Origin of the sequence: Enterococcus sp. S53, from assembly GCF_016516865.1 — a bacterium.
GTDB lineage: Bacteria > Bacillota > Bacilli > Lactobacillales > Enterococcaceae > Enterococcus_D > Enterococcus_D innesii.
In genome coordinates, this window is record NZ_JACVUH010000002.1 from 412,593 (window position 1) to 437,297 (window position 24,705).

Below are 24,705 nucleotides of genomic sequence, written 5' to 3' on the forward strand. Positions count from 1 at the left end.
TTACCCCTCTACTTCCTTGGTAAGAAAGTCAAACAATCGTTGAGAATTTTGACCATCATAATAATCAAATATTTTATTTTTCATTTTTAAGATATAATCTGTTGTATTTTTATAATCTCCACTTTTCATATAAAGCATCAAGCTGTCAAGAGAGTCAAAAATTGGTGCTTCAATGTAAGATTTAAAATCAACATAAAACCCAAAATCATCTTTATACGCATTAAAATCAGGTGCGTAAATCAATACCGGCCTCTCAAAATAAAAGAATTCAAGCATAACTGACGAGTAGTCGGTTATTAAAATATCTACTTGCGATAAAATATCATCGATTCTATTGCTATCTTGAAAAATATGGACATTCTCCGATATAGGCCATTCTGGGACTCTCATATATGGATGTAAGGAAACATATAAAATATCATCTTTGAAATCTCGTACAAATTCCTTTATGAACATTTGGACTAACGCAATATTTTCCTCATCCGTACGACGAAAAGTGGGTGCATATAAAACTGTCCTAACGTCTACCTTATCATTATTGATTTTATGATTGATTAGCCGATCAATTTTGGGACTTCCAATTGCTAATATATCTTCAGGTCTCATATCAAAAGCTTCTGCATAAAATGGAATGTCTAACTGACTATTCACAACCGCATAATCATAATTGGTATGAGGTTTTATGATCTGTTTTTTGTTGCTTTCAATAGATAGTCCAAACCTTTTCAAATGACCAATTGCATGCCAAATTTGTACAACGATATTCTTTTTATTCTTCTTTATACAATATATCGGAAAATAATAATCATCTACAATGAAAAATCTAGAAGTTGCCAGTGCATGCATACTGACTATTGAATAATAAAAATAATTGAGCCGGCCGCGCAAACTTCTTTCAAATTTAAAGGCAATCACCTTTATTTGATAATTAGATTGTTCTTCAAATATAGTCTGTAAATTTTTCAATCCGGAAAACAAATCTTGGTTGCGATTTGTAGCTAAAGTAACTTTTTGGGGATTGAATTTACAAAAAATGAGACAATATTGATAAATGATTTGAAAAAAAGATTTTATTACCAGCAATTTTATTTTTTTCACATCAGATATCCCATTTCATCACGGATTTTCCCCAACTGCTGATTAAATCATCTTCAAAGAATTCAACAACATCTGATAAATGGCGAATCGTTTTGCGAATGCCAATTAAATTAACCAAACGTTGTCTTGTCTCTTCGTGTGCGCTTAAAAAGTCAACCGTCTTTTGAAATGCTTCTCTACCGCTACGAGAACTGCCAATCATAGTTAACCCTTTTTCAAGGATCATCCGTGTATTTACTTCGACATAATGTTCAGAAACTCCCATTAAAGCAATCACTCCTTGTGGCTTGATCAAATCAATAATTTGGTTGATTGCATCTTGACTACCCATTCCACCAGTACACTCAATGGCATTTGAAATTTCTAAATTTGCAGGAATATCATCCACTTGATATGTTTCATCCGCAAATGAAAAATAATCCAGCTTTTCTTTATGTTTTCCAAAAACGATCAATTTAGCATCTGGATACATATTTTTCAAAAGAACTGAGGAAATATAGCCAAGATTGCCATCCCCCCAAACGCCAAAAACTTGTTGATTGTCATTCATTTTTTGATCCAAGCGGCTGATTGCGTGCATCGCTACTGAAATCAACTCAATAAAGGCTGCTAATTCAGATTCAATATTATCTGGAAGAGCCACTGCTCGATCACGGCGCAAGTATACATATTCTTGCATATAACCATCATAGCCGCTAGAGCGAAATTTAGTACTTCGCAAATAATTTTCCTCAATGACGGGATCCTCTTCAAATGGTGTGTTAGGTATCATCACAACCCGTTGTTTTTTTTCGAACTCGCCCTTCGGATCAAAAATAACTTCGCCGATTCCTTCATGGATCAATGCCATTGGCAATTTTTGACTCATGACTTTCTTATCTCTACTACCGGTAAAATAGCGTTGATCTGCATGACAGATCGATAGATAGGTTGGGCGGACGACGATACAATCTGATTGCTCGATTTTCTCATCAACGATAACCGTTTCAAATTGACGTGGTGAAACCAATCGATATACTTGGTTTAACATTACTCTCTCTCCTCAATGATTGCTTTAGCAATTTTCAAATCAAATGGTGTAGTCACTTTAATATTGGCAGTTGACCCTTCTACGAGTCCTACTTTTTCTCCTGAGAGCAAGCAAATTTTACATGAATCACTTAAAGTTTTGATATCTTCTTCAGAAAGTTTATTTAGACAATCCAAAAACACATTGATATTGAACGTTTGTGGTGTTTGACCTTGATACATTTCGTCTCGGATTGGTATTTCTGTTACTTCAGAGCCATTGCCCCGGACGATCGTATCGGTAGCAGGGATCACTGTATCAATGGCATTGTACGTTTTAGACAAGCGGATATTGTCCTCAATGATACGGCGAGAAATGAATGGTCGTACAGCATCATGCACAACGATCACATCATCGTCATGTTGTCCAAAAGATTCATGGATAAACGCGATCCCACTTTTCAATGTGTCATTTCTTTCTTTACCGCCAGCAATGATTTTGACCCGGTCATCATGAATATATTTGGCGATGATATCTTTGGCGTGCTGAATCCAGTTTTCTGGACAAGAAACAATAATCGCATCAAAGGCATCATTTAAGACAAATTTCTCTAATGTATGAATAATAATTGGTCGATTGCCTAATTGTAAAAATTGTTTTGGCATACCTACATTACCCATTCGTGTTCCTTTACCGCCCGCTAAAATTTGTGCATATAACATAGTTTGTTCTCCTCACCTTAGTCGATTTCTTCTGTTTTTATTTCTTGTTTCTTTTTGTTTGTGGATTCTCCCCAATTAGGAATAAATTTCCCATCTGCTGTATATCTTGAATCAACTGCTTCTTCTGTCTTATTTTCTTCATAGAAATCATTGATTAGATAATCAACAAAGCGTTCACTTGCTTTGCCATCAAGATCGTCAAAGAAATAATGAACAAAATCATCAATTTTTTTATAATCGATTTTTTCTTCTCTAATTTGCGTGATCAATTCATTGGTATTGGTTGCAAAAGATCCCGGTATAAAGTCCAAGTAGTCATAATAAAAGTTTCTTGAACTCATATAATCCGCTAGGTCGGGACTAAAGAAAATCATTTGCTTATTTAGTAATGCATATTCAAAACATACCGATGAATAGTCGGTGATCAAGATATCTGTCACCAATAACAAATCATTAATTTCACGATACGTTGACACATCATAAAAGAAATCGGTATATTTATAGGGAATATTGGGATCATTTTGAACAAAAGGATGTATTTTCAATAAGAAAACATAATCCTTACCCGAAAATTCTCGATAAATCTTTTTGAAATCAATCATTTCATAGGGATAATAAGCTGATTGCTGTCCATTTCCTCTGAATGTTGGTGCAAATAGAATCACTTTTTTACCTTTTAAAAAAGGTAATTCATTATAAACTTTCTCTACAACGACCGCTTTTTCAACCTCATCAAAGAATAGATCTGTTCTTGGTATACCGATCGGTAAAATATTATCGATAGAGATACCAAATCCCTCAGCATACTTATCCGAGATATTATGAGAACTAACTAATGCCCGGGTATAGTTTTTATGGTTGACACTATCCGGTTTAGGTCCCCCGGGCATCCCAACACGGCTATAGCCGAAAGTTTTAAATGCGCCAACTGCATGCCATACTTGAATCAATTCAGATTTTTCTCTAATCTTCAAAGGATAGATCAGTGGATAAAAGTCATCAACGATGATGTATTTACTTGTTGCAATTGCTTTTGCCAAAAGTCTGATTTCTGAGAAAGACTTCTTTTCTTTAATACTTGATTTTAAGTAAAATCTTATATCCACATCCAAATTTTTTTCCAAAAGTTTGCGATAGATATACTCAAAATTTCCAGAAATATCGATCCTACTATCAGACAAAAAAGAAATCTTCTTCTTGTTTACAGGTTTCAAATGATAATATTTATAGAAAAAGGAGAATAAATACCGTTTGAACACGCGAGATAGCGGGCCGTCTACGATTATTTCTTCTGTAGAATATTCTAACGGGTCAATATCTGAGAGTTTCTTGGACAAGATCGTGATAAAGCTCCCAGCAAAATGATGAACGATCGTCAGACTGAACTTTTTGTTACTGCGGGCTGAAAAGCTGTACATTTTTGTGGAAACTATTATGTCGTTTGTTGCATGTTTAACTTTTCCGACAGTGTCTCTTTTGGTTATCCAGCCACCAGCATCCCGCAGAAATTGTGTAACTTCTATCAACATTTCGTAATTACCGACTTCGATTGGTTTGCCATCACTAAATGTAGAAAAATTGATCGTGCCTCTGTATTTTACCCAACTTTCTCCCTCTTTGGCTTTTTTATTGATCAAGGGTACCGTAAATTCCTGATTGGTCTCTTTGTTGATAATAATCAAATTTTTACGTATCAAATCATCTGAAATAGTCTCATCTGTTTCGAAATAGGCATAGCCATCGATTTTAAAAAATGAATTATTGAATTCGATCTGATCAACGCCTCGTTTAAGAACATACTGATTATTGACACTTTTGCCAGCTGCACTTCCTTTGCTGCTTGCTTTATTGATTACATAGTCGCTTAGAATTTGATCCATTACAATACTACGCAATTCTTTGCTATCAATTTTGGTTTCTTCCGTGTTATTCTTAACAACTACTGTCGAATTTCCTGTAATTTTTCGCTTAACACGCCCTAAAAATGATCTAATCCCCATTTGTCCACCTCATAGTCTTATTTCGATAGTTCCAGTATAAACTTTTCCCCAAAAAAACAGGTAATTGCAACATTCTTCCAATCCTTGCAGGGTTACTCACCGAGCGGTATAACCACTCCAAGTGCCACTTGATAAAAAGGTCAGGCGCGCGCTTCACATGACCACTCAATACATCAAAGCTTCCACCTACATCTTGAAAGATGTGTACGTTGAGATCTTGAAAATGTTTTGCTAAAAATTGCTCTTGTCGTGGAAATCCTAACGCAACAAAAAGAAAATCAGGCGATACTGCATTGATTTGCTTGACGATTTCTTCATCTGTTGATGTTACATACCCGTCAATCATACCAACAATCCGAAGATTAGGATACATTTCTCTCACATGCTTATCTGTATCTTTTAAAACATTCGGCTTGGCGCCGTACAAGAATATCGATTTTTGATGTCTATCAGCATATGCGAGCATTTCCAGCATTAAATCATATCCAGCAACGCGTTCTTTGATCGGACCGCCTGTCAACTTTGAAACCAGCACAATACCAATACCATCCGGAATCCGATGGGTACTTTGTTTAATAAAGGCTACGATTTCAGGATAACCTGCTGCTTCAGTAACAATTTGGGGATTGACACTGATCAGCAACATCTTTTTGTCTTCAGACAAATAATTTGGTACATCCTTTACAATATCTTCCATCGTCAATGCATCTACAGGTATTCCCATCACTATATCAGTTTTCATATTGTTTATCGATCCAATCTATTAATTGTTTGGCAGCATTACCTTGTGGGAATGCATTCCATTTCTTATTAAATTCTGTGCTATCATCATGACTTGTTGTCAATATTTCCCTAGCTAATGCTTCATTTGAGTCAACACTTATTTTGGATGTTTCTTCAACAAAAGATTCTTGCACACCTACTGTTTCAATATACTCATTCAAGTCATAGCAAAAATATATAGTTTTTCCTGCTGAATTCGCTAATGAATATTCAAAGGGTACTGAAGAATAGTCTGTGATCAAACAATCCGCTACAAAGAGCAAGTCGCTTAACGGCCAATGATCTAATTTTGATGCTTGGTTGCCGTTATCGGCAATTTTTTTCTTCAAAAAATGATCATGAGGATGAGGATGTATCATAAAATGCCACCCTTCACCCAGTGCTTGTTGCATGTAATCAATCTCAATTGGATTTTCTTGGTAATGTTCTCGATAAGTAGGTACATACAGAGCGAGTTTCTTTTGCTCTGGATTATCTTCATGATATTTTTTTACTACTTGCTCTTTGATTTTTTGATCAAAGTAACGATCAGTCAATGGATAGCCGAAAGGCAGAACCTCGATCGATGTATGATAACTTTTGGCAAAGATATCTGCCATGTGTTGTGAACTGACAACGTAATGTGTATACCGCGCATAGACTTCTTGATATCTTTTTTTATCGATTTGTGTAGCATGTTTCGCATAGTTCGCTTCTAAACCAAATTTTTTGATAGCCCCATTTGCATGCCAAATCTGAATGATTTTGGTGGATTCTAAAAAATCAATCCCACCTAGAACAGCAAAATAATTATCACAGACAATCACTTTGCTATTTTTCAAAATTGGCACAATTTTTCTTAGTAACACATCAAAGGTATCGAGATGATAGGCTTGGCACCCTTTTTTTTTGTACTCTATTGCCATCCCTTGAGCATTTTTTGTATAGCAAATAACCAATCTTCCTTGGTATCTTTCATAAAGTTTTTCCAGTATATACTCGCTTGTACTAGGAAAACTCAACATAAAAATGACTTGGTCATGTTGATGACGTGCAAATTTGCTGGCCTGTCTGACGCAAAGCAGATAAAATGATTTTGATAATGACTTCACTGAACGAATTTGCATAATTCCCCTCTTTTTCACACTAACGTTTATTTTAACCGATATTCGCACAAAAGAAAATATTTGTAATAAAACCGTCATATTTTCTCTCTGATTCTATAGTTTAGACACAGCATGATATTAGCTATTTTTCATTGTTCCCTTTATAATGATGTGATAATATATTATTTCAACGAAATTTTATAAGCACCAGAAAGGAATTAATTATGAATACTCATAAAAAAACAGGTTTTAGCTTATTAGCTATTGCCATTCTTGCTCTATTTTTTATTTCACCCCAACTTTTCCAACGATCCTTGATTGTTGCCAATGACTGGATTTTTCATATGAATCGCTATTATGATACATCTATGCAAATCCAGACTGGTCATTTCAACTACTTCCAATCCTTATTTGGATTTAATCAATCCGGTCGAGTAATCAACGCGATGTACGGAGCTGATTTTGCTTACTTTGCCGGCTTTGTTTTGGCGGTTGTCAAAAATTGGTATCATTTCGAATTAATTCTTAATTTTTTGTGTTTTTTCATCGCAGGCTCTTCGATGTATATACTTACGCGATCTGCTAAACTGAACAATAAAATTGCTATTTTATGTGCTGTTTTATATATGGGTTCTCCTTTGATTGTCTGGTGGACTACGACCCAAGGGTTTTCTGGAATGGGAGCTGCTTTCTTACCTCTAGCTTTTGTTCCAGCTCTTCGCATGATACAAAATCGTGAATATCCAATTCAGCCTATTGTTTTTGGGAGTATTTTTGCCCTACTTTTGTCTATTCATATGTTTACCACATTGCTAGCATGTATAGCCATTTTACCTTTTTATATTATTGGTCTAATCCGCTCAGATCAAAAAATTCAAATGTTTAAACAGACAATCCTTGCTGTGTTCATTGCTGTTTGTTTGTCTTTGAATACATTTGCTGCCATACTTGATCTGCATTCTGATACTTTAATCATGCCTTTAAATGCCGCTGGACTATATAACGGTGGAACATTTCTCTCCTTAGGTGCGATGGACTATAATAATTTTGGCTTGATATTCTCGCTTATATTTATCTTTCAACTGGTCATAACAGTTGCCTATTGGAAAAATATGTCAACACTGATCAAAATAACCAATGTCACTGGACTCATATTTTTTGTTATTTCTTCAAAATACTTCCCTTGGAATCATCTCACAGAACAGTTACCTGCTCTGCTGAGTATTCAGTTTTTGAGACGCTTTTCAGGTATTACCTGTGTATTGCTGATTCTCGGATTCGGTTATTCAATGAACCACTTGCGTCATTATCTCAACAAAGATGAAACCAAGAAAGCCTTAATGATTGGTTTAGCCGTTTTAGGATTGATCAGTACGACAAGCGGTTGGCAACTAATAGATAAACAAGCCCAAAGATGGAATTCTGATTCTCCTCTTTCCGGTGATACGAATGCAGCACAACCTATTGAGTCTGATCCTAATAAAATAAGAACAGGATTGACCAGTTCCGACTTATCTCAGGCATTCACAATTACACAGAAACCTACACCTGATTATTTGCCTACAAAGACCAATTTAATCAATGGCTATTCAACTTATTCAAATGAAGTATTGCATAACAAGCTTGCGATTACTAAGACCGTCACGAATGATGCAAAACTTAAAATCACTTGGGATAGCAATCAAACTGAGGACAAAAACATCTTGCTGCCAGTAATTGTTTATAACAATAGTACATTAAATTTAAATGGAAAAGAGTTAACTGCTGATGATTACCAACTATCTGATATTGGTGCCTTAAAACTGAGGAACAATCATGACAAAAATACCTTAGTGATTGGATATCAGCCATCAATCTTCTTTACTATTTCACTTTATATCAAAGGATTAGCCTTCATTGTTCTTGTTTTATATAGCATCTGGAAACTCACTCAAAGCAGAATACTGCACAAAACGAAAGATAAAGAGTGATCGAGAGGTTTCTATTCAGACGATTTTTCTCAAAAAAGAGCTTGTGATATAAGTAAAAAGACGACATTAATTTCCAAACATTTGGAATTTGATGTCGTCTTTTGAATTTAAAAAAACTACTATTTCTAAATTAATGATGGATTACAAGCAAAATTTAACGAACAATTAATATTGATTTTGATGCTTTGTTCAACTATTAAACTGCTTAAACATTTTATGTTATACTCGTCGTTTTTTTATTTTTTACGGATAAATCCGATTCAACAACCGTGGAAACGGAATGGATTCTCTTACGTGCTCGATTCCTGATAACCAGGTAACGGTCCGTTCTAATCCAAGACCAAAGCCGGTGTGAGGGACTGAACCGTACTTGCGTAGGTCTAAATACCATGAGTACTCGTTTTCGTCCAAGCCGTGGGCGCGGATTTGTTCTAGCAGGTATTCATGATCGATGGCACGTTCAGAACCGCCTATGATCTCGCCATAGCCTTCTGGTGCAATCATATCGGCACAGATCACGACATCTTCTCTCGTTGGATGTGGCTTCATATAGAAAGGTTTGATGGCTTTTGGATAGTTTAAGATAAAGACGGGCTGATCGAATGAATTGGCAATAAAGGTCTCATGTGGTGAGCCAAAGTCATCGCCCCATTGAATATCATCAAAGCCGTTCTTTTGTAATAATTCCACTGCATCATCGTAAGAGATTCGTGGGAATGGTAATTTGGTGTATTTTTTCAAGACTTCACGGTCACGGCCTAAGACGTCAAGTGCATAGTCACAGTTATCAAGCACATTTTGCACTAAGAATGCCACGTACTGCTCTTGGACTTCCAAACTTTCTTCTTGATGCATAAAGGCCATTTCTGGTTCAATCATCCAAAATTCAATCAAGTGACGACGTGTCTTTGATTTTTCAGCACGGAAGGTTGGTCCAAAAGAAAAGACTTTGCCAAACGCCATAGCAGCAGCCTCCATGTACAATTGACCGGACTGAGATAGATATGCTTTTTGATCGAAATAGTTGGTTTCAAATAAATCGGTCGTTCCTTCTGGTGCTGATCCGGTTAGGATCGGTGGATCGATTTTGATAAAGCCATTCTTGTTGAAGAATTCATATGTTGCCCGAATGATTTCGTTTCGGATTTGCATGATGGCATGTTGTTTTGACGAACGCAACCATAAGTGACGATGGTCCATCAAGAAATCTGTTCCGTGTTCTTTTGGTGTAATTGGGTAATCGTGGCTTTCCCCGACAACTTCTAAACCAGAAATACCAATTTCATAGCCAAATTTTGAGCGGCTGTCTTCTCTGATTTCCCCAGTGACCAGTACGGCAGTTTCCTGATTTAGATTTTTCGCTAATTGGAAAACTTCTTCCCCTACTTCACTTTTTACAACGATTCCTTGGAAATACGCTGTTCCGTCGCGAAGTTGTAAGAAGGCGATCTTGCCACTAGAGCGTTTGTTAGCAACCCATGCTCCGATTTGAACGGTTTCGCCAACGTGTTTTTTTGCATCTAAAATTTGAATAGATTCCACTTGATTCTCTCCTATCTAATTAATAAAGGCACCATAGAGCATTTTAAGCTTTTTGGCGTTTCTTTTCAACAAAATCATGGATTCGTTTGGTAGCTTCCGCTAACGTGTCCCAATCAGTTGCATAGCTGATCCGTAAATAATCCGGTGTGCCAAAACCAGCACCAGTCACTACTGCCACGTGGGCTTCCATTAGTAAAGCTTCTACGAAGGCATCAATGCTTTGATAGCCGCACATTGTCATGGCTTCTTTGACATTTGGGAACAAGTAAAACGCGCCTTGGGGTTTCGTCACTTTAAAACCAGGAATAGCGGCAATTAACGGATATAGTTTATTCAAGCGTTCTTCAAAGGCCTGACGCATCACTTCGATCGATTCTTGATTACCAGTCAGTGCCTCAACTGCTGCGTATTGGCTAGCAGCCGGCGGGTTGCTGGTAGCTTGGGAAGCGATATCGACCATCGCTTTGATGATTTTTGCATCGCCGACAGCAAATCCGATCCGCCACCCAGTCATAGAATAGGTTTTAGAAACGCCGTTGATCACGATGGTTTGTTTGCGGATCTCTTCTGATAAGCTAGCGATTGATGTAAAGGTATTGCCGTTATAAACCAAACGACCATAGATATCATCGGCAATGATCCAAATATTGTTTTCCACTGCCCAGTTGCCGATTGCTGTTAATTCTTCTTTTGAGTATATCGCCCCTGTTGGGTTGGCAGGCGAGTTTAAAATGATGGCTTTCGTTTGTACTGTACGAGCGGCTTCTAATTGAGCAACAGAAACTTTAAAATCTGCTGCTTGCTTAGCTTCAACAAATACAGGTGTACCTTCTGCTAAACGGACTTGTTCCGCATAACTGACCCAGTAAGGCACTGGAATGAGTACTTCATCCTCTTCATCAAGAAGCGCTTGAAACAGTGTATAAAGGGCAAATTTCGCGCCATCTGTCACGATCACTTGGTTTGAATCATAGTCAGCACCATAAAACTCTTTCATATAAGCAAGAATCGCCTGTTTTAGCTCTGGAATCCCAGCAGTTGCTGTGTAAAAACTAGCTTTGCCGCTCTCAATCGCTGCAATCGCTGCTTGGCGAATGTTCTTCGGGGTAATAAAGTCGGGCTCACCGACGGTTAGACTTAATACGTCTACACCTTGGTCTACTAATGCTTTTGCCTTAGCAGATGCCGCTAACGTAGCGGAGGGTTCTAATTTTTCTGCTCTTTTTGAAAGTACCATGTTTATCATCCTTCCTACAATCCAAATTTCTGTCTATCATAAGCGGCTTTCTATAGTTCGGTGACCGCTTTGATTTCTTCTCCATCTTTGAAACCAATCAAATAATAGTTCAAGCGGCCTTGGTCGTCTTTAGTCATGACTTCCCAAGCGGGCTCGCCTTTAAAAATACCCAATGCTGCTTTTTGGATTTGCTGCCCTTGATGGTTGTCGCGAACGAAGGCCTTGGCCTGTGCTTCCGTCAATCCATCCCCTTGATTATAAACGGAAACCTTTTCGCCGCTTTTAGGAATGATCACGACGATCTCATTGTTATTGGTATCTTTTCCAACAATGCTAAAAGATGTCTCCTCACGGGTGAACCAATAAAATTGTTCGACCTCTGCTAAATCAGTGTATCTTTCTGCTATTTCGATCGCTTCGTTTCTTGCTTGTCGCATTGGACGAGAAGAACGGAGATAGAAAATAGAAGCGAAGAGAATAACGACCAGTAAAACCGTGATCGCACTCAGCAAAATAATTACTCGCCGATGTTCTTTGTCTTTTGTTTTCACACTTCGTACTCCAATCTTAAATAAAACTCATTATATCAGATGTTTGACTCATTTTTCAAAATCAACCGCCGCTTTTTCCTCTTGCGCAAAAAAATGTTGAATATCTTCGGCAATTTCGGTTGGGCTGGCTTCAATCAGAGGCAAGTTTTTGGGTAGACCTTTGACCATCCGTTTGCCATACTTTGTTGATAACAAGCGTCGATCAAGGACGACCATCACGCCTGTATCCTCTTCAGAACGGATCAAGCGCCCCAACGCTTGGCGTAGCCGTAGAATCGCTTTAGGTAAGGCATCTTCTTTGAAAGAATCGATGCCTTCTGCTTCCAAGAAGGCATGCCGTGCTTGGACCATTGGTTGCTTAGGATTCTCAAAAGGCAAGCGAGTCACCACAGCGATCTTCAAGGCCTGACCTGGTAGGTCGACCCCTTCCCAAAAACTGCTAGTCCCTAATAAGATGCCATTTTCCGCTAATAAAAATTTCTTTAAGATTTTCTCACGGGTTCCGCCAGTTCCTTGAGCAACGATTTCTCTGCCATAATGCAGGGCTTTTTTATTCAATCGATCATAGACATTTTTCAAAGTTTCATGCGCCGTAAACAACACAAGCGCTGGTTGCGGATTGTCAAACAAAATTGGGACTAACGCTTCGACTAAATAATCCGCGTATTCAGCAGCTGATGCTTGTTGGATCGAGAGACCTTTTTTAACTACATAGAGTCGAGTTTGTTTGCTGTAGTCATAAAAAGCGGGAATCGTTTTGACTGGCACATCGGTCAAGCCGATCTGATGGGCAAAATATTCTTTGTTGCCTGGGATCTTCAATGTTCCCCCAAGATAAATGATGTGCTGATAGCGGTGATACCATGTGCTCTCCACGATCGAATGCCCTTCTAGATCAGCTAATTCAATCACAGCATTTCCTGACTGGGAATGCTTTTTCAACCAATGAACGTAACGAGGATGCCACCAAGTCAACCATGCGGTCACCGTTTGTTCCTGGGTTTCCATTTGACTAAAGAAATCAAACAAACGGGCAATCACGATTCGTTGTCTTGCATACCACCGATCATTGGTCAACTCGAATCGCTGACGCAACTGTTGTTGGATCTCATCGATTTCTTGATAGTAAAGGCTCAATTTCTGATGCAGCTTGTCTTGTGCTAACGTGCCATCGTAGAGGTCGTCATGGTGCACGACTTGTAGCTCTGGCGCATCGATCGATAAGGTGCGAAAATACTGCTCTTGTGTCTCGACCAAGATCGACAACGCGTTTCGGTACAACGAGAACATCCGTTGTAAAAAATCATCCTCGGTAATGATTTGGGCAATTTCTTCAAATAGTCCTTCTTCATTTAGCTGTAAAAACTGCCGCTTGAAGTGAGCAGAGTCAAAGACATGTTGACTAAAGCCTTCTGCTTGCTGCGGCAACTGTTGGGCTTCATCGATCAATAAGTAATCACTCGCTGGCAAAAGCGGCTGCACTCGCCGGTTTTCCTGCATCAAAAAGGCATGGTTGACGATCAAAACATTGCTTTGCGCCATCCGCTGATATAAATGTCGGACAAAATCTTGTTCATAGAAGGGTTGATCTTTGGCTAAAAAGGCAACGCCGCGATGGCGGATGTCGGTAAATAAGGGATGATCAAGTCGAACCAAGTTCAATTCATCGAAATCTCCCGTCTCTGTTTTAGTTAGCCAAACTAAGATCCCCATTTGGTATTGCGCATATTGCTTTTGCTCTACCGGTTGATCAAGGGTCGCTTTAAAACGCTGCAAATCAATGTAATGACGATGGCTTTTGACCAAGACCGCTTGCATAGGTTGCTGCAGTACTTGGTTTACCAAAGGAATGTCTTTGTTGATGATTTGATTTTGCAATAGAATTGAAGAGGTACTAACGATCAATGGATTTTCTGGTGTCACTAAGTAAGCAGCTGGAAACAAGTAACCGATGGTTTTCCCCATGCCTGTTTCTGCTTCAATGATCAGATTTTTCTCTGGCTGGGTGTAATGCGTATACACTGCATTCATCAAGCGTGCTTGTTGTTTCCGATAGACTAAGTGCTGCCCAAAGCGCTGTTCTTTTTCCACTTTAACTTTCGGATACGTTTCTTGAAAATGCGTAGCTTCAAAAAGCGGAACGGTCTTTTTCCGCAAGACGATACCGTCGATCACTTCGAAATCTTCTGCCAACTCTGGGCCTTTTTCTTTTAAGATCCCATGGATATAGTCACTCGTTTGCATACCCATTTGACCGCTTAAAAGCGCAATTTGTTTAAGGGTCGTCCGTGGCAGTTCTCGCATGATCGCTTCGATATACAAAAATAAAGCTGCGGTCACTTCTGCATCACTATCTGCTTGATGCGGGTTATCATGACGAAAGCCAATGCTGTCTGCTAGGTCACCTAAACGAAAGCTGCTTTCTGTTGGTAAAAACACTTGTGCCAATTCCACCGTATCGATTCCGGGAAGTGATAAAGGTGGCAGCCCGCAACGCACAAATTCATTGCTTAAAAAATGATAATCAAAATAAATATTATGCGCCACAAAAATCGTGTTGCTGAGTAAGTTATAGATCGTATCAGCTATGTCTTCGAAATATGGCGCTTTGCTTACTTGTTGGTTTGTGATGTGTGTCAATCGTTGAATTTGCTTAGAAATTCTGCGGTCAGGGTTGATATCTGCGGCAAAACGATTGATGATCTTGCCATCTTGGACTAGGACACAGCCAAATTGAATAATTCGATCAACCGTCGAATCGGTTCCTGTTGTTTCAAGATCCACCACAGCGTATATGGGTTTCATTGTATTCCTCCTTGCACACTGTCTGCATTATACTACAAAATCAATGGCGATTACATCTGTTTTCCCACTAGATACAAGGGTTCTCAGGAGGTAAAACTAGAAAGCTAACCGTTCGCGTGTCCCATCTGAAAGAGTTTGTTGCTGGTCGCTGATCGCTTTTTTCGACAAAAAAAGGGATCTTTTTTATAATTTACTATAAGGAGGCGAAAAAAATGAATGATTTCAAAAACAAACGAGTGATTGTAACGGGGGCTGCTTCAGGAATTGGAAAAGCAGTGGCAGAACAATTTCTAGCCCATGGTGCTCTTGTTGGGTTGATTGATCGCAACGAAGAGGAGCTGCAGGAGTTTCTTGCTGACTATGACGCACAAGCCCATTATCGAGCGGTTGACGTCACCGAAGCGGATAAGCTGCAAGAAGCAATGAGTGGTCTTGTGGAAGAACTAGGTGGACTTGATGTACTCCATGTCAATGCCGGCATCAACGGTACCTGGACACCGATCGAAGAGCTGACGGTGACAGAATGGGATCAGACGATCAACACAAATTTACGCAGTACCTTTATTACCGTCAAAGCGGCCATTCCCTTTATGAAAACAAACGGTGGCAGCATTGTCATTACGAGTTCAGTCAATGGAAACCGCATCTTCAGCAATTTTGGTGCGACAGCTTATAGTACATCTAAGGCAGGACAAGTTGCCTTTACAAAAATGGCTGCGCTGGAACTTTCCGGTTATAATATTCGGGTCAATGCTATCTGTCCTGGGGCGATCGCAACGAATATCGATGCCAACACAGAAATTGAAGAAGAAGTTGCTCGCGTTGAGATCCCCGTCAAATATCCAGAACGTTCTCGACCATTAAAGCAAGAAACAGGCGTGCCAGAACAAGTCGCCAACCTTGTGCTTTTTCTTTCTTCAGAGGCTGCGGGCAATATTTCTGGAACGGAAGTCTATATTGATGGAGCGGAATCTTTACTTTAATCCAACAAAAAAACGAAAAATCAAACCTGATACCCTCACTTGTTTCATTGAAGCCCTTGAGATGGATCATTTCTTGATTTTTCGTTTTTTCGTTTTGGTTATTTTTCCACCAAAGCCGCGATTTCTTCTAGAAAGGCAGTCTTGCCATAAAAATCTGCATTTAGTAACTCTGGAAAAATGGCTTCAAAGAAATAAGTGACACACGGACGATGCTGAAACTCTTTGACGGTTAAAACGGCCTCTCGAAACATTTCTTTGTATACTTTATCTGGGTTGCTCTTTGAGATCTCTTCAAAAGATTCATACAAAAGATCGATCTTATCCGCAATTGCTAATAGCTGCCCTTCAAGGCTGTTGTCTTTGCCATCCGCTAGGCGTCTGCGATACGTTGCTTGAAAGCTTCCTGGAATTTCTTCTTCGATGAAGGCATCGGTCATTTTTTCTTCAACGGTTGATAACATTGCCCGCAATTCTTTGTTCGCATATTTGACCGGCGTTTTGATATCACCGATGAAACGTTCCGTGTAATCATGGTTCAAGGCTTTTTCATAAAGAATTTGCCAGTTGACTTGATTTCCCGCTTGTTCTTCGATATCAGCTAAGGTCTGGGCAATCATCGTTACTCGAAATGAATGAGCAGCTACACTGTGCTCAGTAAACTTAAAAAAACCCGGCGCTCGTTGGATCTTTTCTAAATTAGCCAATCCGAGAATAAATTCATTCAATCCCATAAATGTGCCTCCTTTTTTTAAGAGTATAACAACTCCTTTGTCTGCAAGCAACTATCTCGCGCACAAAAAAAGAGCAGCTAAGCTGCTCTTAAAAGGCATTCACTAATTATGCTTTGTTAACGTTAGTCGCTTGAGGGCCACGTTGTCCGTCTTCGATATCGAAAGTCACTGCTTGACCTTCTTCTAAAGTTTTGAAGCCTTCGCCTTGGATAGCTGAGAAATGAACGAATACATCGTTACCGTTTTCTGCAGTGATGAATCCAAAACCTTTGTCTGAGTTAAACCATTTAACTGTACCTGTTTCCATAATAAAAATCCTCCTTGTGTTTATACACATATTTTGCAATTACTTGTATAAGGTGAAAATGTGGAAGATGTTTAAGATGAAACAAGCTACCATAATTTACCGTAACAAAAACTACACTTTGTATTATAGCACATTATCTTCATTATGACTAATAGAAAATCAAAAAAAATGAAAACGCCTTTATTTTTTTATAATTCACAAAAAGACTGCTGCATTAAAGATCTGCAACAGCCTTCTCTTTTATGGAAACGATTTATTTATGAACGACGCAACTGTGTTTAGTAACGCAAAATCGCCGTCAAACTTTTTTCTCCAGGGGCATCTTTTTGTTCCAAGATAGATACCTCACCGCCGTTTTCTAAAACATCGATTGCCAGCGTATTTAACACTTGGCGACGATCATACTCTGTATCAGGATCTTCTCCAAACCCATCGGCGAGATTTGAGGTAGCCACAAACAAATTGGCGATCCGGCCTTCTTTGGCTGCAGGCACGATATCAACCAATTGGTCAATAAATTTTCGATCCAACAGCTTGCCGTATTCCCCAACTTCTTTTTGTGTCAACTCCGCAATCAGCTTTTGCGTACACGTTTGGATCTCTTTCAAAGATAACGACGCTGGTGAAGAAGAAATACTTGGATCTGCTTTGAAAAAGTTGGTTTTTGCCACTTTTTTAAACAGCGTTTGATTTTCTGGCAACGCAAAAAGATACATTGGTAAATGCTCTTCGTTTGAAAAATCATTCTTGAAAAATGCATCAACTGCTTGGTAGTAGTTGACGTGATCGATCTCGACCTCTTCGTCTTTGGCACTAAAGCCATGATAAGCGACGCCTTCTCCTCCTGAGTTAGGGCCACCTTGGGCACTGTAATTAAAGTTGCCGCCGCCAGTGATTTCTTCCCCCAGCGCTTTTTCGATCGTTGTCGGTGCCTCTTCTGGCAACTCGACTTCACGCACTTGATTGTTTTCAACTTGATAGACTTGCATTGAATCGCGATTCAACGCTAAGAGATAAAATGGGTAATTAAATTGTGCGTTTTTGATGACAGCTAATACATAAGGAGTTTCCCCTACGTAATATTGATCATCCACACGAATACTTAACCGATGGACCAGTACCTCTTCTGGGGTAATAATCACCGCCACACTTGTTGTACTGTTGCGCCAAAATGATTGATCTGCAAGCAGTTCATCAATTTTCGTTTGAAAAAGATCCCAAGAATGTTCTGGGTATTTTTTTTCAAAGCGGCGCTTCGCATCTTTGGCAAAGTTCTTAAATTTGATTTGATCCTTTTCGACATTCTGGTGGCCGACATGCGTATTGAGCATGATCGTGACAAATGGTCCTTTGATTCCGTCAGATATTACCTGCGATAAAAAACTTTTTCCAAATTTTCCCATTCCACATTACCTCCTGCTTAATCAAATACAAATAAAGTGTACCATGCTTATTTTCTTCCATAAAGTAAAACGATTGCACGCGTTTATTTCCTCATTCGTTTTTCTGATTACTCACTATACTGGCTATTTTTCAGTGGATCAGCCAATGTATTTCTGGTGGCCCATAGAAAGCCTCGTTTGGTCCAAGTCTGAATGGTCGGCTCTTTCAGCTCTTTTAGACTGTGTCCAACGGATTGGAAAAAGACTCTGCCCTTGCCCCATTTTTTGATCCACATCATTGGCAGTATGACTTCTTGGTTAGCTGCATTCGGATGATCGTTGGCTACAAATGTTGAGGTAGCTAACACAGTGACAGCTGGATCAACCAGGCAATAGTATTGCTCCGTCGTCAACTGAGGGATCGATTGCGTATTTGCCGTAATATAGTGATCTGTCGTAAGATCGATGCTATAGGTCGTTTCCAAGCCGCCAGGATGTGCCAAAAAACAGCCGCCAGTCAGAAACAACCAGCCTTTACTGGCTTGAAAAGCCGAGGCAAAACCGCCATGAACCCCTGCTAATCCCAATCCTTCTGCTACAGCCTGAGTGACATTTTGCAGCGGCTCATCAGGCAATTCTCCTCGCGTCCAATTCATGATCAACAGATCCAGCCTTTTTAATTCTTCTTTATGATAGAGAGGTTCAAAATCTGAGGCGAGTGTCACTTGATATCCTTCTGACTCCAGCAACGTTTGATAAAACTGACTGGTCTCTTTTGGGGCGTGTCCTTCCCAACCTCCGTAAATGATCAATGCTTGTTTCATTTTATGTTCCCTCCTTTCTTTCTAACTTAGCGAAAAAAATGCAAAAAGCGAAGCAGAACGATTCTTCGTTTTCCTTCGCTAGTAGTTTTTTCTGATTTAACGGTTGATTGAACGCCCGACACGATTGATCGTATGGCGCATGCCTCTAATCGCAACCGATGTTTCGAAAATATTTTCAGTCGGTGCCATGCCGCCATAACCGGCATCACCGATATGCTGCAGATCGACCCCACAAGTTTTGTTGATAATGGCTAATTGTCGCAACGTTTCCGGACGCGCACTCTCTTGACTCGTTCCTATCGCTGACATCGTCAATAAGTCATATTGTTTGGCAATTTGAACAGCTTCAATCAGATCCTTTTCTAGAAAGCCTTGAATCGAGCCAACGGAAGGCAGTAACAAAATATCTGCCCCAGCTTCAGCGTAAGAAATGATGGCTTCTCGATCAACCACAGGTTCATCTGAGCCGGCACTGTGCATTTTTCCAGCGATGATCAACCCAGAGAAATGTTCTTTTGCCAATTTTACTGCTTTAGCGATTTCTCGGTTGGTCACACCTGTTCCAGGATTGCCTGTAAAGCAGAGAAAGTCCACCCCGAGTTCTTGGGCTTTTTTGATGGTGTCAACCGAACTTGTTCGGCCTTGACTGATGCTGATCTTTTCACTCATCATCTCCGTCGTAGCTGGGATCGGCTCAAGATTGATGCCGACAGGTCGTCCAATCAGTTGTTTTAGTTGAGGAATCGGGTTTTCAATCGTTTGTGTAGGATCAAGCAGCTGCTCCAATGTGATACCAGGCATCCCAAAAATAGCTGGACGATAACAATCAAAGCCATTCAACAAAATCAAGTCAGCCCCAAAAGCTGCCGCGACTTCTGCGTTGGTGATATCGCCAGCTTGCGGCATGGTTTGAACCACCGTTTCACAGACGATCACTCGTCCTTCGCTCGCTTTAATGGATTGCTTTAATTCTTGCGCCGACATTTCTTTGATTTCACTATAGTTTGCACTTATCAATCGTTTGACCATGTTTTTCTTCCTTTCTTTTCCTTCTCATCTTGCGAGAAACACGAATAACAGGTAAAATATAGCTATTGTGTTCCCTTAGTTAAATGGATATAACAAGTCCCTCCTAAGGATTAGTTGCTGGTTCGATTCCGGCAGGGAACGTTTTTTGAAGAAAAAGATTCCTTATTTTTAAGGAATCTTTTTTTGTTGGAAAGTAAATGCGTCTGTGTCGATTGGCTTAGAAATAATCTTCCAGAATCGGCTTTCCGTCTGGTAAGTTTTCCTGAATCATCACTGCAGCTTCCTTCTCCGTTTCCATTTGCTGGAAAAAGACCAGAGAATCGAGGGATTGTGCCTGCATGAACAGCTGCACAAAACGCTGAATCGACAAGGTTGCTTTTGGCAGCTTGGTAGCCGTCGTTTTCGTGACCTGATGCTGAGCGTTTTCGATTGTCACTTCATAACAGCCATTATTCCATGGGGCATATTCATCCCCTTGAATTTCTATGGCAAAACCGCCGGCTTTTTTCAATGTGAAAGGATAACTTTTTAGAAACCCTTCCACATCGATGACGCGCGCCATCATGTCCGGGCGCACTTGGTAGTTAGCCAATGGTTTGGCCGCGTTTGCTTGTAGGACTTCCCCATCAAACCCTGGTCGATAGTTAATCTGTGCTACTGAATCTGCATGAGAGACAATAAACCGATTAAATCCTTGATACGCGTCAGCGGTCAAATAGCCCCACTCTTGAATATCGAAACGTCCCCCATCGATAAAGTAAATCAAGTAGCCTTCAGGGACCCCAGCTTCATTGCGATAAATCGCAAATGTATACGGTCGGCGCAAAACAAACTTGATTTCTTCCCACCAGGGTTGGCGAATCAGCCCGCCTTTTTGATGGCGCGGCAATTGATGATAAATCTCGTGAATGATCGGCTGTGCTTCCTCCCAATTCATGCGTTGAATCGTTCCATTCACTTTCTTGCCATCGGGCCATTGATGCGCATCGACTTCATAAACCGTCCGTTCAAAAGTGTACTCATACCCATATCTACGATAAAACGCAAAGGAGAAAGGTGCCAGATAGGAAAGAACGATTTTTTGTTCATAGCAATCTTTAATGATTTGTTTCATGATCCGATCGATCCGACCTTGGCTGCGATACTCTGGATACGAAGCCACAAAACCGATCCCTGCCATTGGATAGGTCGTTCCATGAAAATTCACATCAAAAATCGTTGCCATGATTTGGCTCGCTAATTTTCCATCCCCATCGTAGGAACCATAATTCCAAGAATTTTCCGCAAGCTTGCGATAGCGCTTGATATTTGTTTCATTCAATTCCCACTGAAAGGCATAAGAAACCAAGTCCAGTACTTCTTGCGAACCGAATTCGGTCATTTTTTTGACATCTGTCATTCCTTCATCTCCTCTACTTAAAAACACGCAAGAAACGCAAAAAAGGCGTCAGTCGACCCCTTAATATGCTTCTTCCATCATACTCAACATTTTTTTAAACTGCTTGCGTTTGAAATATCCTAGAATCGTGCCTAAGAGCATGTCATTTAATTGCTGCATGAAGCCATGTGATTTCATGGTTTCCGTATAAATGACTTTGCTACTCTTTCCATCAAGTGGCGTTACTTCATAGCGAGCGACAAATTCATTTTTTGTCGTTTCTGTTTTGAATTGATAAACTTGATTTTCAATGATTTCTTCGATTTCGATCTTCGCACGACTCGTAGTAGAAAATTCCTTTACATATTGAAATCCTGCCAGTTGCTTTCTAGAAAGTGTTTTTCCAGTTGCTTTTCGTATGTCAAAGATAACAGAATCCATAATTTGATCGTAAAAGACATTTGCTGGAATCGATAAATCTTTTTCAATTCTCATTAAGACTTCCTCCTATCTGACTCTTCGGCTTTCTTCTTTCCTTTCATGAACAGAAGACTGCCAGAAATAAGCAAGAAAATACCTGTTGTAAAACTGAATATATCTAACTGCTGATTACTTGGATTCATACTGTATAGGACTACGAGTAGACCGATACTACATATAAATAAGCCGTTTTTTATCATTTTCAATCATCCTATCTATTCGTTGATCCACAGAGAACCTACTCAAACACTAACTGCTTGAAAGTATAAAACAGAACCCCAAGGCTGTGCTTTGATCAATTCTTTTGCTTTTTTTGCCGCCGCTTCTGAATCGGAAGCTGTCGTAGTAAAAATAAGTTTAATTCCTTGTTTTTCTTTGAATGTAAAAGACATTCCATCTTCGTTATATCCTTCAAGTAATTCTTTGATGGCATCTTGCTGCATTGCACTTGCTATTGAAATCATATTCTTTTCCTCCTAAATAATCAATAATAAAAGGAGGAACTGCTTTACTTCAAGCGAAGCCATAGCAGTTCCCCACAATCTACAGGTCTATTCGCCTAGTTTTGGATCAATTTTATTTGCTGAAATAACGAATGGCGCCCATATGAAGAATGTAACGACCATACATACCAACGTTACGATTGGGGCACGCCAGTCAGCTCCTGTTGCCAAGAATGATAGCAACATTGGTGGAACGACCCACGTTACTTGTTGTGAAACAGGTGCTACTAAACCAAAGTACGTTGCTAACCAGCCGATTGAAGTGGCTACTAGCGGAGCAATAATGAACGGAATAAACATGATCGCATTCAATACGATTGGCAGACCGAACATTACCGGCTCATTAATATTAAACACACCAGGTCCGATTGACAATTTTGCAACAGTTAGATAATCCGCACGTTTTGATAGGATCAAAATAGCAATCAGCAATACAATTGTACCGCCTGAACCACCAAACCAAGCAAATGAGTCAAAGGATCCGCGTACCCACATATATGCCTTGCCATCTTCGATTGCGGCAAGAACCGCGTTAGTACCGGTTTGTCCTTCATATCCTTTTTGGAAAATATCGATATTGATCAACTGCGCTTGTCCCCAAATACCTTCTAAAACTGGAGCTAGTACGTTTGGACCATGGATTCCGAAGAACCAGAAAATTTGAACAAAAACAGTTACGATCAGTACTGCACCAAGCCCTTGAGACAAGCCTAGGAATGGTTCTGCAATATATTTTTGGACAAGATCAATAATTAATTGTCCATCAGTCAGTTTACCGACAATAAAGTTAATAATAGCAATGACATATAAGGCAATTGTTGCCGGCAAAATCGCAGCGAACGCTTTCGATACTGCTGGCGGTACTGAATCAGGCATTTTGATAGTGATATCAGCTAACATCAATTTACAGAAAATAATAACTGAAATAGCCCCCATGATCATTACGGTAAAATAAGCGTTTCCGTTTAGATGATCGAGTTTCAACCAACCCCATCCACCTGCTGTAATTGCATCTGCTGTTGCAGACCATCCGGAAGTTGCTGACCCAGCATTGATTTCATCCATCAAAGCTGTTGGAACAGCTGTCGCCACAGAAGTGCTGTATGAAAAAGCAATTCCTTGAATCAGTGTCGCTACTCCAACGATCCCACCTGCGAGATCATTCACTCGATAAGCACGAGCCAGATTATATCCCCAAGAAAAGGCAAATACTAAACCAGCAACAGCCAATGTACCATTCCATACGAAGCCATTGATACTAATAATTTCACGAATAACTGGAATGGTACTGGCATCATAACTCGGCCAAAATTGCGGTGGTAAGTCACGAATGATCGCGTTGATCATTACTGCGATCGAACCAGCCATAGTAGCAGGCATTGTTCCAATAAAGGCATCACGTAATGCAACTAAGTGCTTCTGGGCTCCAATTTTTGCAGCTACAGGGAGAATGTACTTCTCCATCCAACTTGTTAATCCATCCATTCTTAATTCCTCCTATAAGTTCTATTCGTCAAAGAAGATTTTTTGATTCATCGACAATAACTACTTCTATCCGTTCAAAGATTATTCGTTATTTAGACGTCGATAGACATCAATGATTTCTTTCGCTAAATCGGTAAATGCGATTGACGTCATTAGGTGATCTTGTGAATGCACAGTCAACAATGTCACAGTCATATGATTGCCTTGCGCTTCTTGTGTCAACAATCCTGTTTGCGAATGATGCGCTTCCACAAGAGATGCTTCAGCATCTTTGATTTTTTGGTCAGCTAATTCGAAGTCCCCTTCTTTTGCTGCCGCGATTGCTTCCATTGCGTCACTTTTTGCATTACCACCATACATGATCAATCCCATAATGGCTTCCAAATTTTGCTCATCCATCTTTAAAAATCCTCCTTACACTTCGATCCTAAAAAATCTTAGTTCATTAATGTTTCTGCTTGTTGCAATACTTTTTCGCCGTTCATCATGCCATAGTCTGCCATGTTGATCACGTCCAAAGGAATGCCTTTTGGTGCTAATTTTTGTTCAAATTGTGATTTCATGAAACGTACTTGTGGTCCTAACAATAGAACATCGACTGGTTTTGACTCCAAATGTTGGTCGGCTTCTGAAGCTGAAACAGCAAAGATATCTGCTTCCATTCCTTTAGCTTCGGCTGCTTTTTGCATTTTTGTCACCAATAGACTGGTACTCATTCCTGCTGAACAAACTAGCATAATCGTTTTTTTCGCCATCGCGTATCTGCTCCTTTCTGTTGTAAGTTACACTTTACTATAAAGC

24 protein-coding genes and 1 tRNA gene are annotated in these 24,705 nt (G+C 39.7%); 3 read left to right on the forward strand and 22 right to left on the reverse strand.

Annotated elements, in window-relative coordinates:
- Genes IAE45_RS04900 through IAE45_RS04925 form a run of 6 tightly spaced genes read right to left on the reverse strand, consistent with a single transcriptional unit; the run spans window position 1 to window position 6,796 of the window.
- Window positions 1-1,098 (reverse strand): CDP-glycerol glycerophosphotransferase family protein, encoded by a 1,098-nt coding sequence (locus IAE45_RS04900; protein ID WP_194195323.1) that lies wholly within the window; start codon window positions 1,096-1,098, stop codon window positions 1-3.
- A gap of 1 nt (window position 1,099) precedes the next feature.
- Window positions 1,100-2,128, reverse strand: coding sequence for a ribitol-5-phosphate dehydrogenase (locus tag IAE45_RS04905; protein ID WP_087627731.1), 1,029 nt, complete (start codon window positions 2,126-2,128; stop codon window positions 1,100-1,102).
- Window positions 2,128-2,829: an IspD/TarI family cytidylyltransferase gene (locus IAE45_RS04910; protein ID WP_194195322.1), complete on the reverse strand. Its 702-nt coding sequence runs from the start codon at window positions 2,827-2,829 to the stop codon at window positions 2,128-2,130. The genes IAE45_RS04905 and IAE45_RS04910 overlap by 1 nt, the downstream gene beginning before the upstream one ends.
- 17 nt (window positions 2,830-2,846) lie before the next feature.
- Window positions 2,847-4,829, reverse strand: coding sequence for a CDP-glycerol glycerophosphotransferase family protein (locus tag IAE45_RS04915; protein WP_200125229.1), 1,983 nt, complete (start codon window positions 4,827-4,829; stop codon window positions 2,847-2,849).
- Window positions 4,819-5,571: a WecB/TagA/CpsF family glycosyltransferase gene (locus IAE45_RS04920; RefSeq protein ID WP_200125231.1), complete on the reverse strand. Its 753-nt coding sequence runs from the start codon at window positions 5,569-5,571 to the stop codon at window positions 4,819-4,821. The genes IAE45_RS04915 and IAE45_RS04920 overlap by 11 nt, the downstream gene beginning before the upstream one ends.
- Window positions 5,561-6,796: a CDP-glycerol glycerophosphotransferase family protein gene (locus IAE45_RS04925; RefSeq protein WP_233618950.1), complete on the reverse strand. Its 1,236-nt coding sequence runs from the start codon at window positions 6,794-6,796 to the stop codon at window positions 5,561-5,563. Before IAE45_RS04925 ends, IAE45_RS04920 begins: the two co-directional genes overlap by 11 nt.
- 125 nt (window positions 6,797-6,921) lie before the next feature.
- Here IAE45_RS04925 and IAE45_RS04930 point away from each other — a divergent pair, with 125 nt between their 5' ends.
- Window positions 6,922-8,667: a hypothetical protein gene (locus tag IAE45_RS04930; protein WP_200125233.1), complete on the forward strand. Its 1,746-nt coding sequence runs from the start codon at window positions 6,922-6,924 to the stop codon at window positions 8,665-8,667.
- A gap of 243 nt (window positions 8,668-8,910) precedes the next feature.
- On the opposite strand, the gene asnS is transcribed toward IAE45_RS04930, so the two are convergent.
- From asnS to IAE45_RS04950, 4 genes are read right to left on the reverse strand one after another with little or no spacing between them, the layout of a single operon-like run.
- Window positions 8,911-10,209 carry an asparagine--tRNA ligase gene (asnS, locus tag IAE45_RS04935; protein WP_005236932.1) on the reverse strand — a complete coding sequence of 433 codons (1,299 nt, stop codon included), beginning with the start codon at window positions 10,207-10,209 and terminating at the stop codon, window positions 8,911-8,913.
- Between the two features lie 43 nt (window positions 10,210-10,252).
- Complete coding sequence (locus IAE45_RS04940; protein WP_200125235.1) at window positions 10,253-11,446, reverse strand: pyridoxal phosphate-dependent aminotransferase; 1,194 nt, start codon at window positions 11,444-11,446, stop codon at window positions 10,253-10,255.
- Between the two features lie 50 nt (window positions 11,447-11,496).
- Window positions 11,497-11,997, reverse strand: a complete 501-nt coding sequence (locus tag IAE45_RS04945; protein ID WP_081118745.1) for a cell wall elongation regulator TseB-like domain-containing protein — start codon at window positions 11,995-11,997, stop codon at window positions 11,497-11,499.
- 48 nt (window positions 11,998-12,045) lie between these two features.
- Complete coding sequence (locus tag IAE45_RS04950; protein WP_200125237.1) at window positions 12,046-14,802, reverse strand: helicase C-terminal domain-containing protein; 2,757 nt, start codon at window positions 14,800-14,802, stop codon at window positions 12,046-12,048.
- Between the two features lie 212 nt (window positions 14,803-15,014).
- Here IAE45_RS04950 and IAE45_RS04955 point away from each other — a divergent pair, with 212 nt between their 5' ends.
- Entirely contained in the window at window positions 15,015-15,785 is a 771-nt protein-coding gene (locus tag IAE45_RS04955) for an SDR family oxidoreductase (protein WP_200125239.1), read from the forward strand.
- A 98-nt stretch (window positions 15,786-15,883) separates the two neighbouring features.
- Here IAE45_RS04955 and IAE45_RS04960 read toward each other — a convergent pair whose 3' ends face one another.
- From IAE45_RS04960 to IAE45_RS04980, 5 genes are all read right to left on the reverse strand, one after another.
- Window positions 15,884-16,516, reverse strand: coding sequence for a YfbR-like 5'-deoxynucleotidase (locus IAE45_RS04960; RefSeq protein ID WP_086292805.1), 633 nt, complete (start codon window positions 16,514-16,516; stop codon window positions 15,884-15,886).
- Window positions 16,517-16,622: 106 nt separating this feature from the next.
- Window positions 16,623-16,823 (reverse strand): cold-shock protein, encoded by a 201-nt coding sequence (locus tag IAE45_RS04965; RefSeq protein ID WP_003126918.1) that lies wholly within the window; start codon window positions 16,821-16,823, stop codon window positions 16,623-16,625.
- Window positions 16,824-17,101: 278 nt separating this feature from the next.
- Window positions 17,102-18,226, reverse strand: a complete 1,125-nt coding sequence (locus IAE45_RS04970) for a baeRF6 domain-containing protein (RefSeq protein ID WP_081118748.1) — start codon at window positions 18,224-18,226, stop codon at window positions 17,102-17,104.
- A 107-nt stretch (window positions 18,227-18,333) separates the two neighbouring features.
- Window positions 18,334-19,029: a ThuA domain-containing protein gene (locus tag IAE45_RS04975; protein WP_200125241.1), complete on the reverse strand. Its 696-nt coding sequence runs from the start codon at window positions 19,027-19,029 to the stop codon at window positions 18,334-18,336.
- A gap of 96 nt (window positions 19,030-19,125) precedes the next feature.
- On the reverse strand, window positions 19,126-20,058 hold the full coding sequence (locus IAE45_RS04980; RefSeq protein WP_200125243.1) for a DUF7916 family protein: 933 nt from the start codon (window positions 20,056-20,058) through the stop codon (window positions 19,126-19,128).
- A gap of 69 nt (window positions 20,059-20,127) precedes the next feature.
- Here IAE45_RS04980 and IAE45_RS04985 point away from each other — a divergent pair.
- Window positions 20,128-20,199: transfer RNA gene (locus tag IAE45_RS04985), tRNA-Arg, on the forward strand.
- 76 nt (window positions 20,200-20,275) lie between these two features.
- On the opposite strand, the gene IAE45_RS04990 is transcribed toward IAE45_RS04985, so the two are convergent.
- From IAE45_RS04990 to IAE45_RS05020, 7 genes are all read right to left on the reverse strand, one after another.
- The gene (locus IAE45_RS04990) at window positions 20,276-21,457 is read right to left on the reverse strand and encodes a GNAT family N-acetyltransferase (RefSeq protein WP_200125244.1); all 1,182 of its coding nucleotides are present in this window, start codon (window positions 21,455-21,457) and stop codon (window positions 20,276-20,278) included.
- Window positions 21,458-21,517: 60 nt separating this feature from the next.
- Complete coding sequence (locus IAE45_RS04995; RefSeq protein ID WP_086292815.1) at window positions 21,518-21,931, reverse strand: DUF3284 domain-containing protein; 414 nt, start codon at window positions 21,929-21,931, stop codon at window positions 21,518-21,520.
- A complete protein-coding gene (locus tag IAE45_RS05000) occupies window positions 21,931-22,116 on the reverse strand; it encodes a DUF3188 domain-containing protein (RefSeq protein WP_010749336.1) in 186 nt (61 codons plus the stop codon). The genes IAE45_RS04995 and IAE45_RS05000 overlap by 1 nt, the downstream gene beginning before the upstream one ends.
- A 42-nt stretch (window positions 22,117-22,158) precedes the next feature.
- Window positions 22,159-22,380, reverse strand: a complete 222-nt coding sequence (locus IAE45_RS05005) for a hypothetical protein (RefSeq protein ID WP_081118753.1) — start codon at window positions 22,378-22,380, stop codon at window positions 22,159-22,161.
- Between the two features lie 87 nt (window positions 22,381-22,467).
- The gene (locus IAE45_RS05010) at window positions 22,468-23,904 is read right to left on the reverse strand and encodes a PTS sugar transporter subunit IIC (RefSeq protein WP_010749334.1); all 1,437 of its coding nucleotides are present in this window, start codon (window positions 23,902-23,904) and stop codon (window positions 22,468-22,470) included.
- Between the two features lie 81 nt (window positions 23,905-23,985).
- A complete protein-coding gene (locus IAE45_RS05015) occupies window positions 23,986-24,303 on the reverse strand; it encodes a PTS lactose/cellobiose transporter subunit IIA (protein WP_005229473.1) in 318 nt (105 codons plus the stop codon).
- A gap of 38 nt (window positions 24,304-24,341) precedes the next feature.
- Entirely contained in the window at window positions 24,342-24,659 is a 318-nt protein-coding gene (locus tag IAE45_RS05020; RefSeq protein ID WP_005229471.1) for a PTS sugar transporter subunit IIB, read from the reverse strand.
- Between the last annotated feature and the right edge of the window lie 46 nt (window positions 24,660-24,705).

Bases quoted from the DNA above. Each gene is read 5' to 3' on its own strand.
- IAE45_RS04905 (WP_087627731.1), bottom strand. From the start codon at position 2,128: ATGTTAAACCAAGTATATCGATTGGTTTCACCACGTCAATTTGAAACG.
- IAE45_RS04910 (WP_194195322.1), bottom strand. From the start codon at position 2,829: ATGTTATATGCACAAATTTTAGCGGGCGGTAAAGGAACACGAATGGGT.
- IAE45_RS04915 (WP_200125229.1), bottom strand. From the start codon at position 4,829: ATGGGGATTAGATCATTTTTAGGGCGTGTTAAGCGAAAAATTACAGGA.
- IAE45_RS04920 (WP_200125231.1), bottom strand. From the start codon at position 5,571: ATGAAAACTGATATAGTGATGGGAATACCTGTAGATGCATTGACGATG.
- IAE45_RS04925 (WP_233618950.1), bottom strand. From the start codon at position 6,796: ATGACGGTTTTATTACAAATATTTTCTTTTGTGCGAATATCGGTTAAA.
- IAE45_RS04930 (WP_200125233.1), top strand. From the start codon at position 6,922: ATGAATACTCATAAAAAAACAGGTTTTAGCTTATTAGCTATTGCCATT.
- IAE45_RS04940 (WP_200125235.1), bottom strand. From the start codon at position 11,446: ATGGTACTTTCAAAAAGAGCAGAAAAATTAGAACCCTCCGCTACGTTA.
- IAE45_RS04950 (WP_200125237.1), bottom strand. From the start codon at position 14,802: ATGAAACCCATATACGCTGTGGTGGATCTTGAAACAACAGGAACCGAT.
- IAE45_RS04955 (WP_200125239.1), top strand. From the start codon at position 15,015: ATGAATGATTTCAAAAACAAACGAGTGATTGTAACGGGGGCTGCTTCA.
- IAE45_RS04960 (WP_086292805.1), bottom strand. From the start codon at position 16,516: ATGGGATTGAATGAATTTATTCTCGGATTGGCTAATTTAGAAAAGATC.
- IAE45_RS04965 (WP_003126918.1), bottom strand. From the start codon at position 16,823: ATGGAAACAGGTACAGTTAAATGGTTTAACTCAGACAAAGGTTTTGGA.
- IAE45_RS04970 (WP_081118748.1), bottom strand. From the start codon at position 18,226: ATGGGAAAATTTGGAAAAAGTTTTTTATCGCAGGTAATATCTGACGGA.
- IAE45_RS04975 (WP_200125241.1), bottom strand. From the start codon at position 19,029: ATGAAACAAGCATTGATCATTTACGGAGGTTGGGAAGGACACGCCCCA.
- IAE45_RS04980 (WP_200125243.1), bottom strand. From the start codon at position 20,058: ATGGTCAAACGATTGATAAGTGCAAACTATAGTGAAATCAAAGAAATG.
- IAE45_RS04990 (WP_200125244.1), bottom strand. From the start codon at position 21,457: ATGACAGATGTCAAAAAAATGACCGAATTCGGTTCGCAAGAAGTACTG.
- IAE45_RS04995 (WP_086292815.1), bottom strand. From the start codon at position 21,931: ATGAGAATTGAAAAAGATTTATCGATTCCAGCAAATGTCTTTTACGAT.
- IAE45_RS05000 (WP_010749336.1), bottom strand. From the start codon at position 22,116: ATGATAAAAAACGGCTTATTTATATGTAGTATCGGTCTACTCGTAGTC.
- IAE45_RS05005 (WP_081118753.1), bottom strand. From the start codon at position 22,380: ATGATTTCAATAGCAAGTGCAATGCAGCAAGATGCCATCAAAGAATTA.
- IAE45_RS05010 (WP_010749334.1), bottom strand. From the start codon at position 23,904: ATGGATGGATTAACAAGTTGGATGGAGAAGTACATTCTCCCTGTAGCT.
- IAE45_RS05015 (WP_005229473.1), bottom strand. From the start codon at position 24,303: ATGGATGAGCAAAATTTGGAAGCCATTATGGGATTGATCATGTATGGT.
- IAE45_RS05020 (WP_005229471.1), bottom strand. From the start codon at position 24,659: ATGGCGAAAAAAACGATTATGCTAGTTTGTTCAGCAGGAATGAGTACC.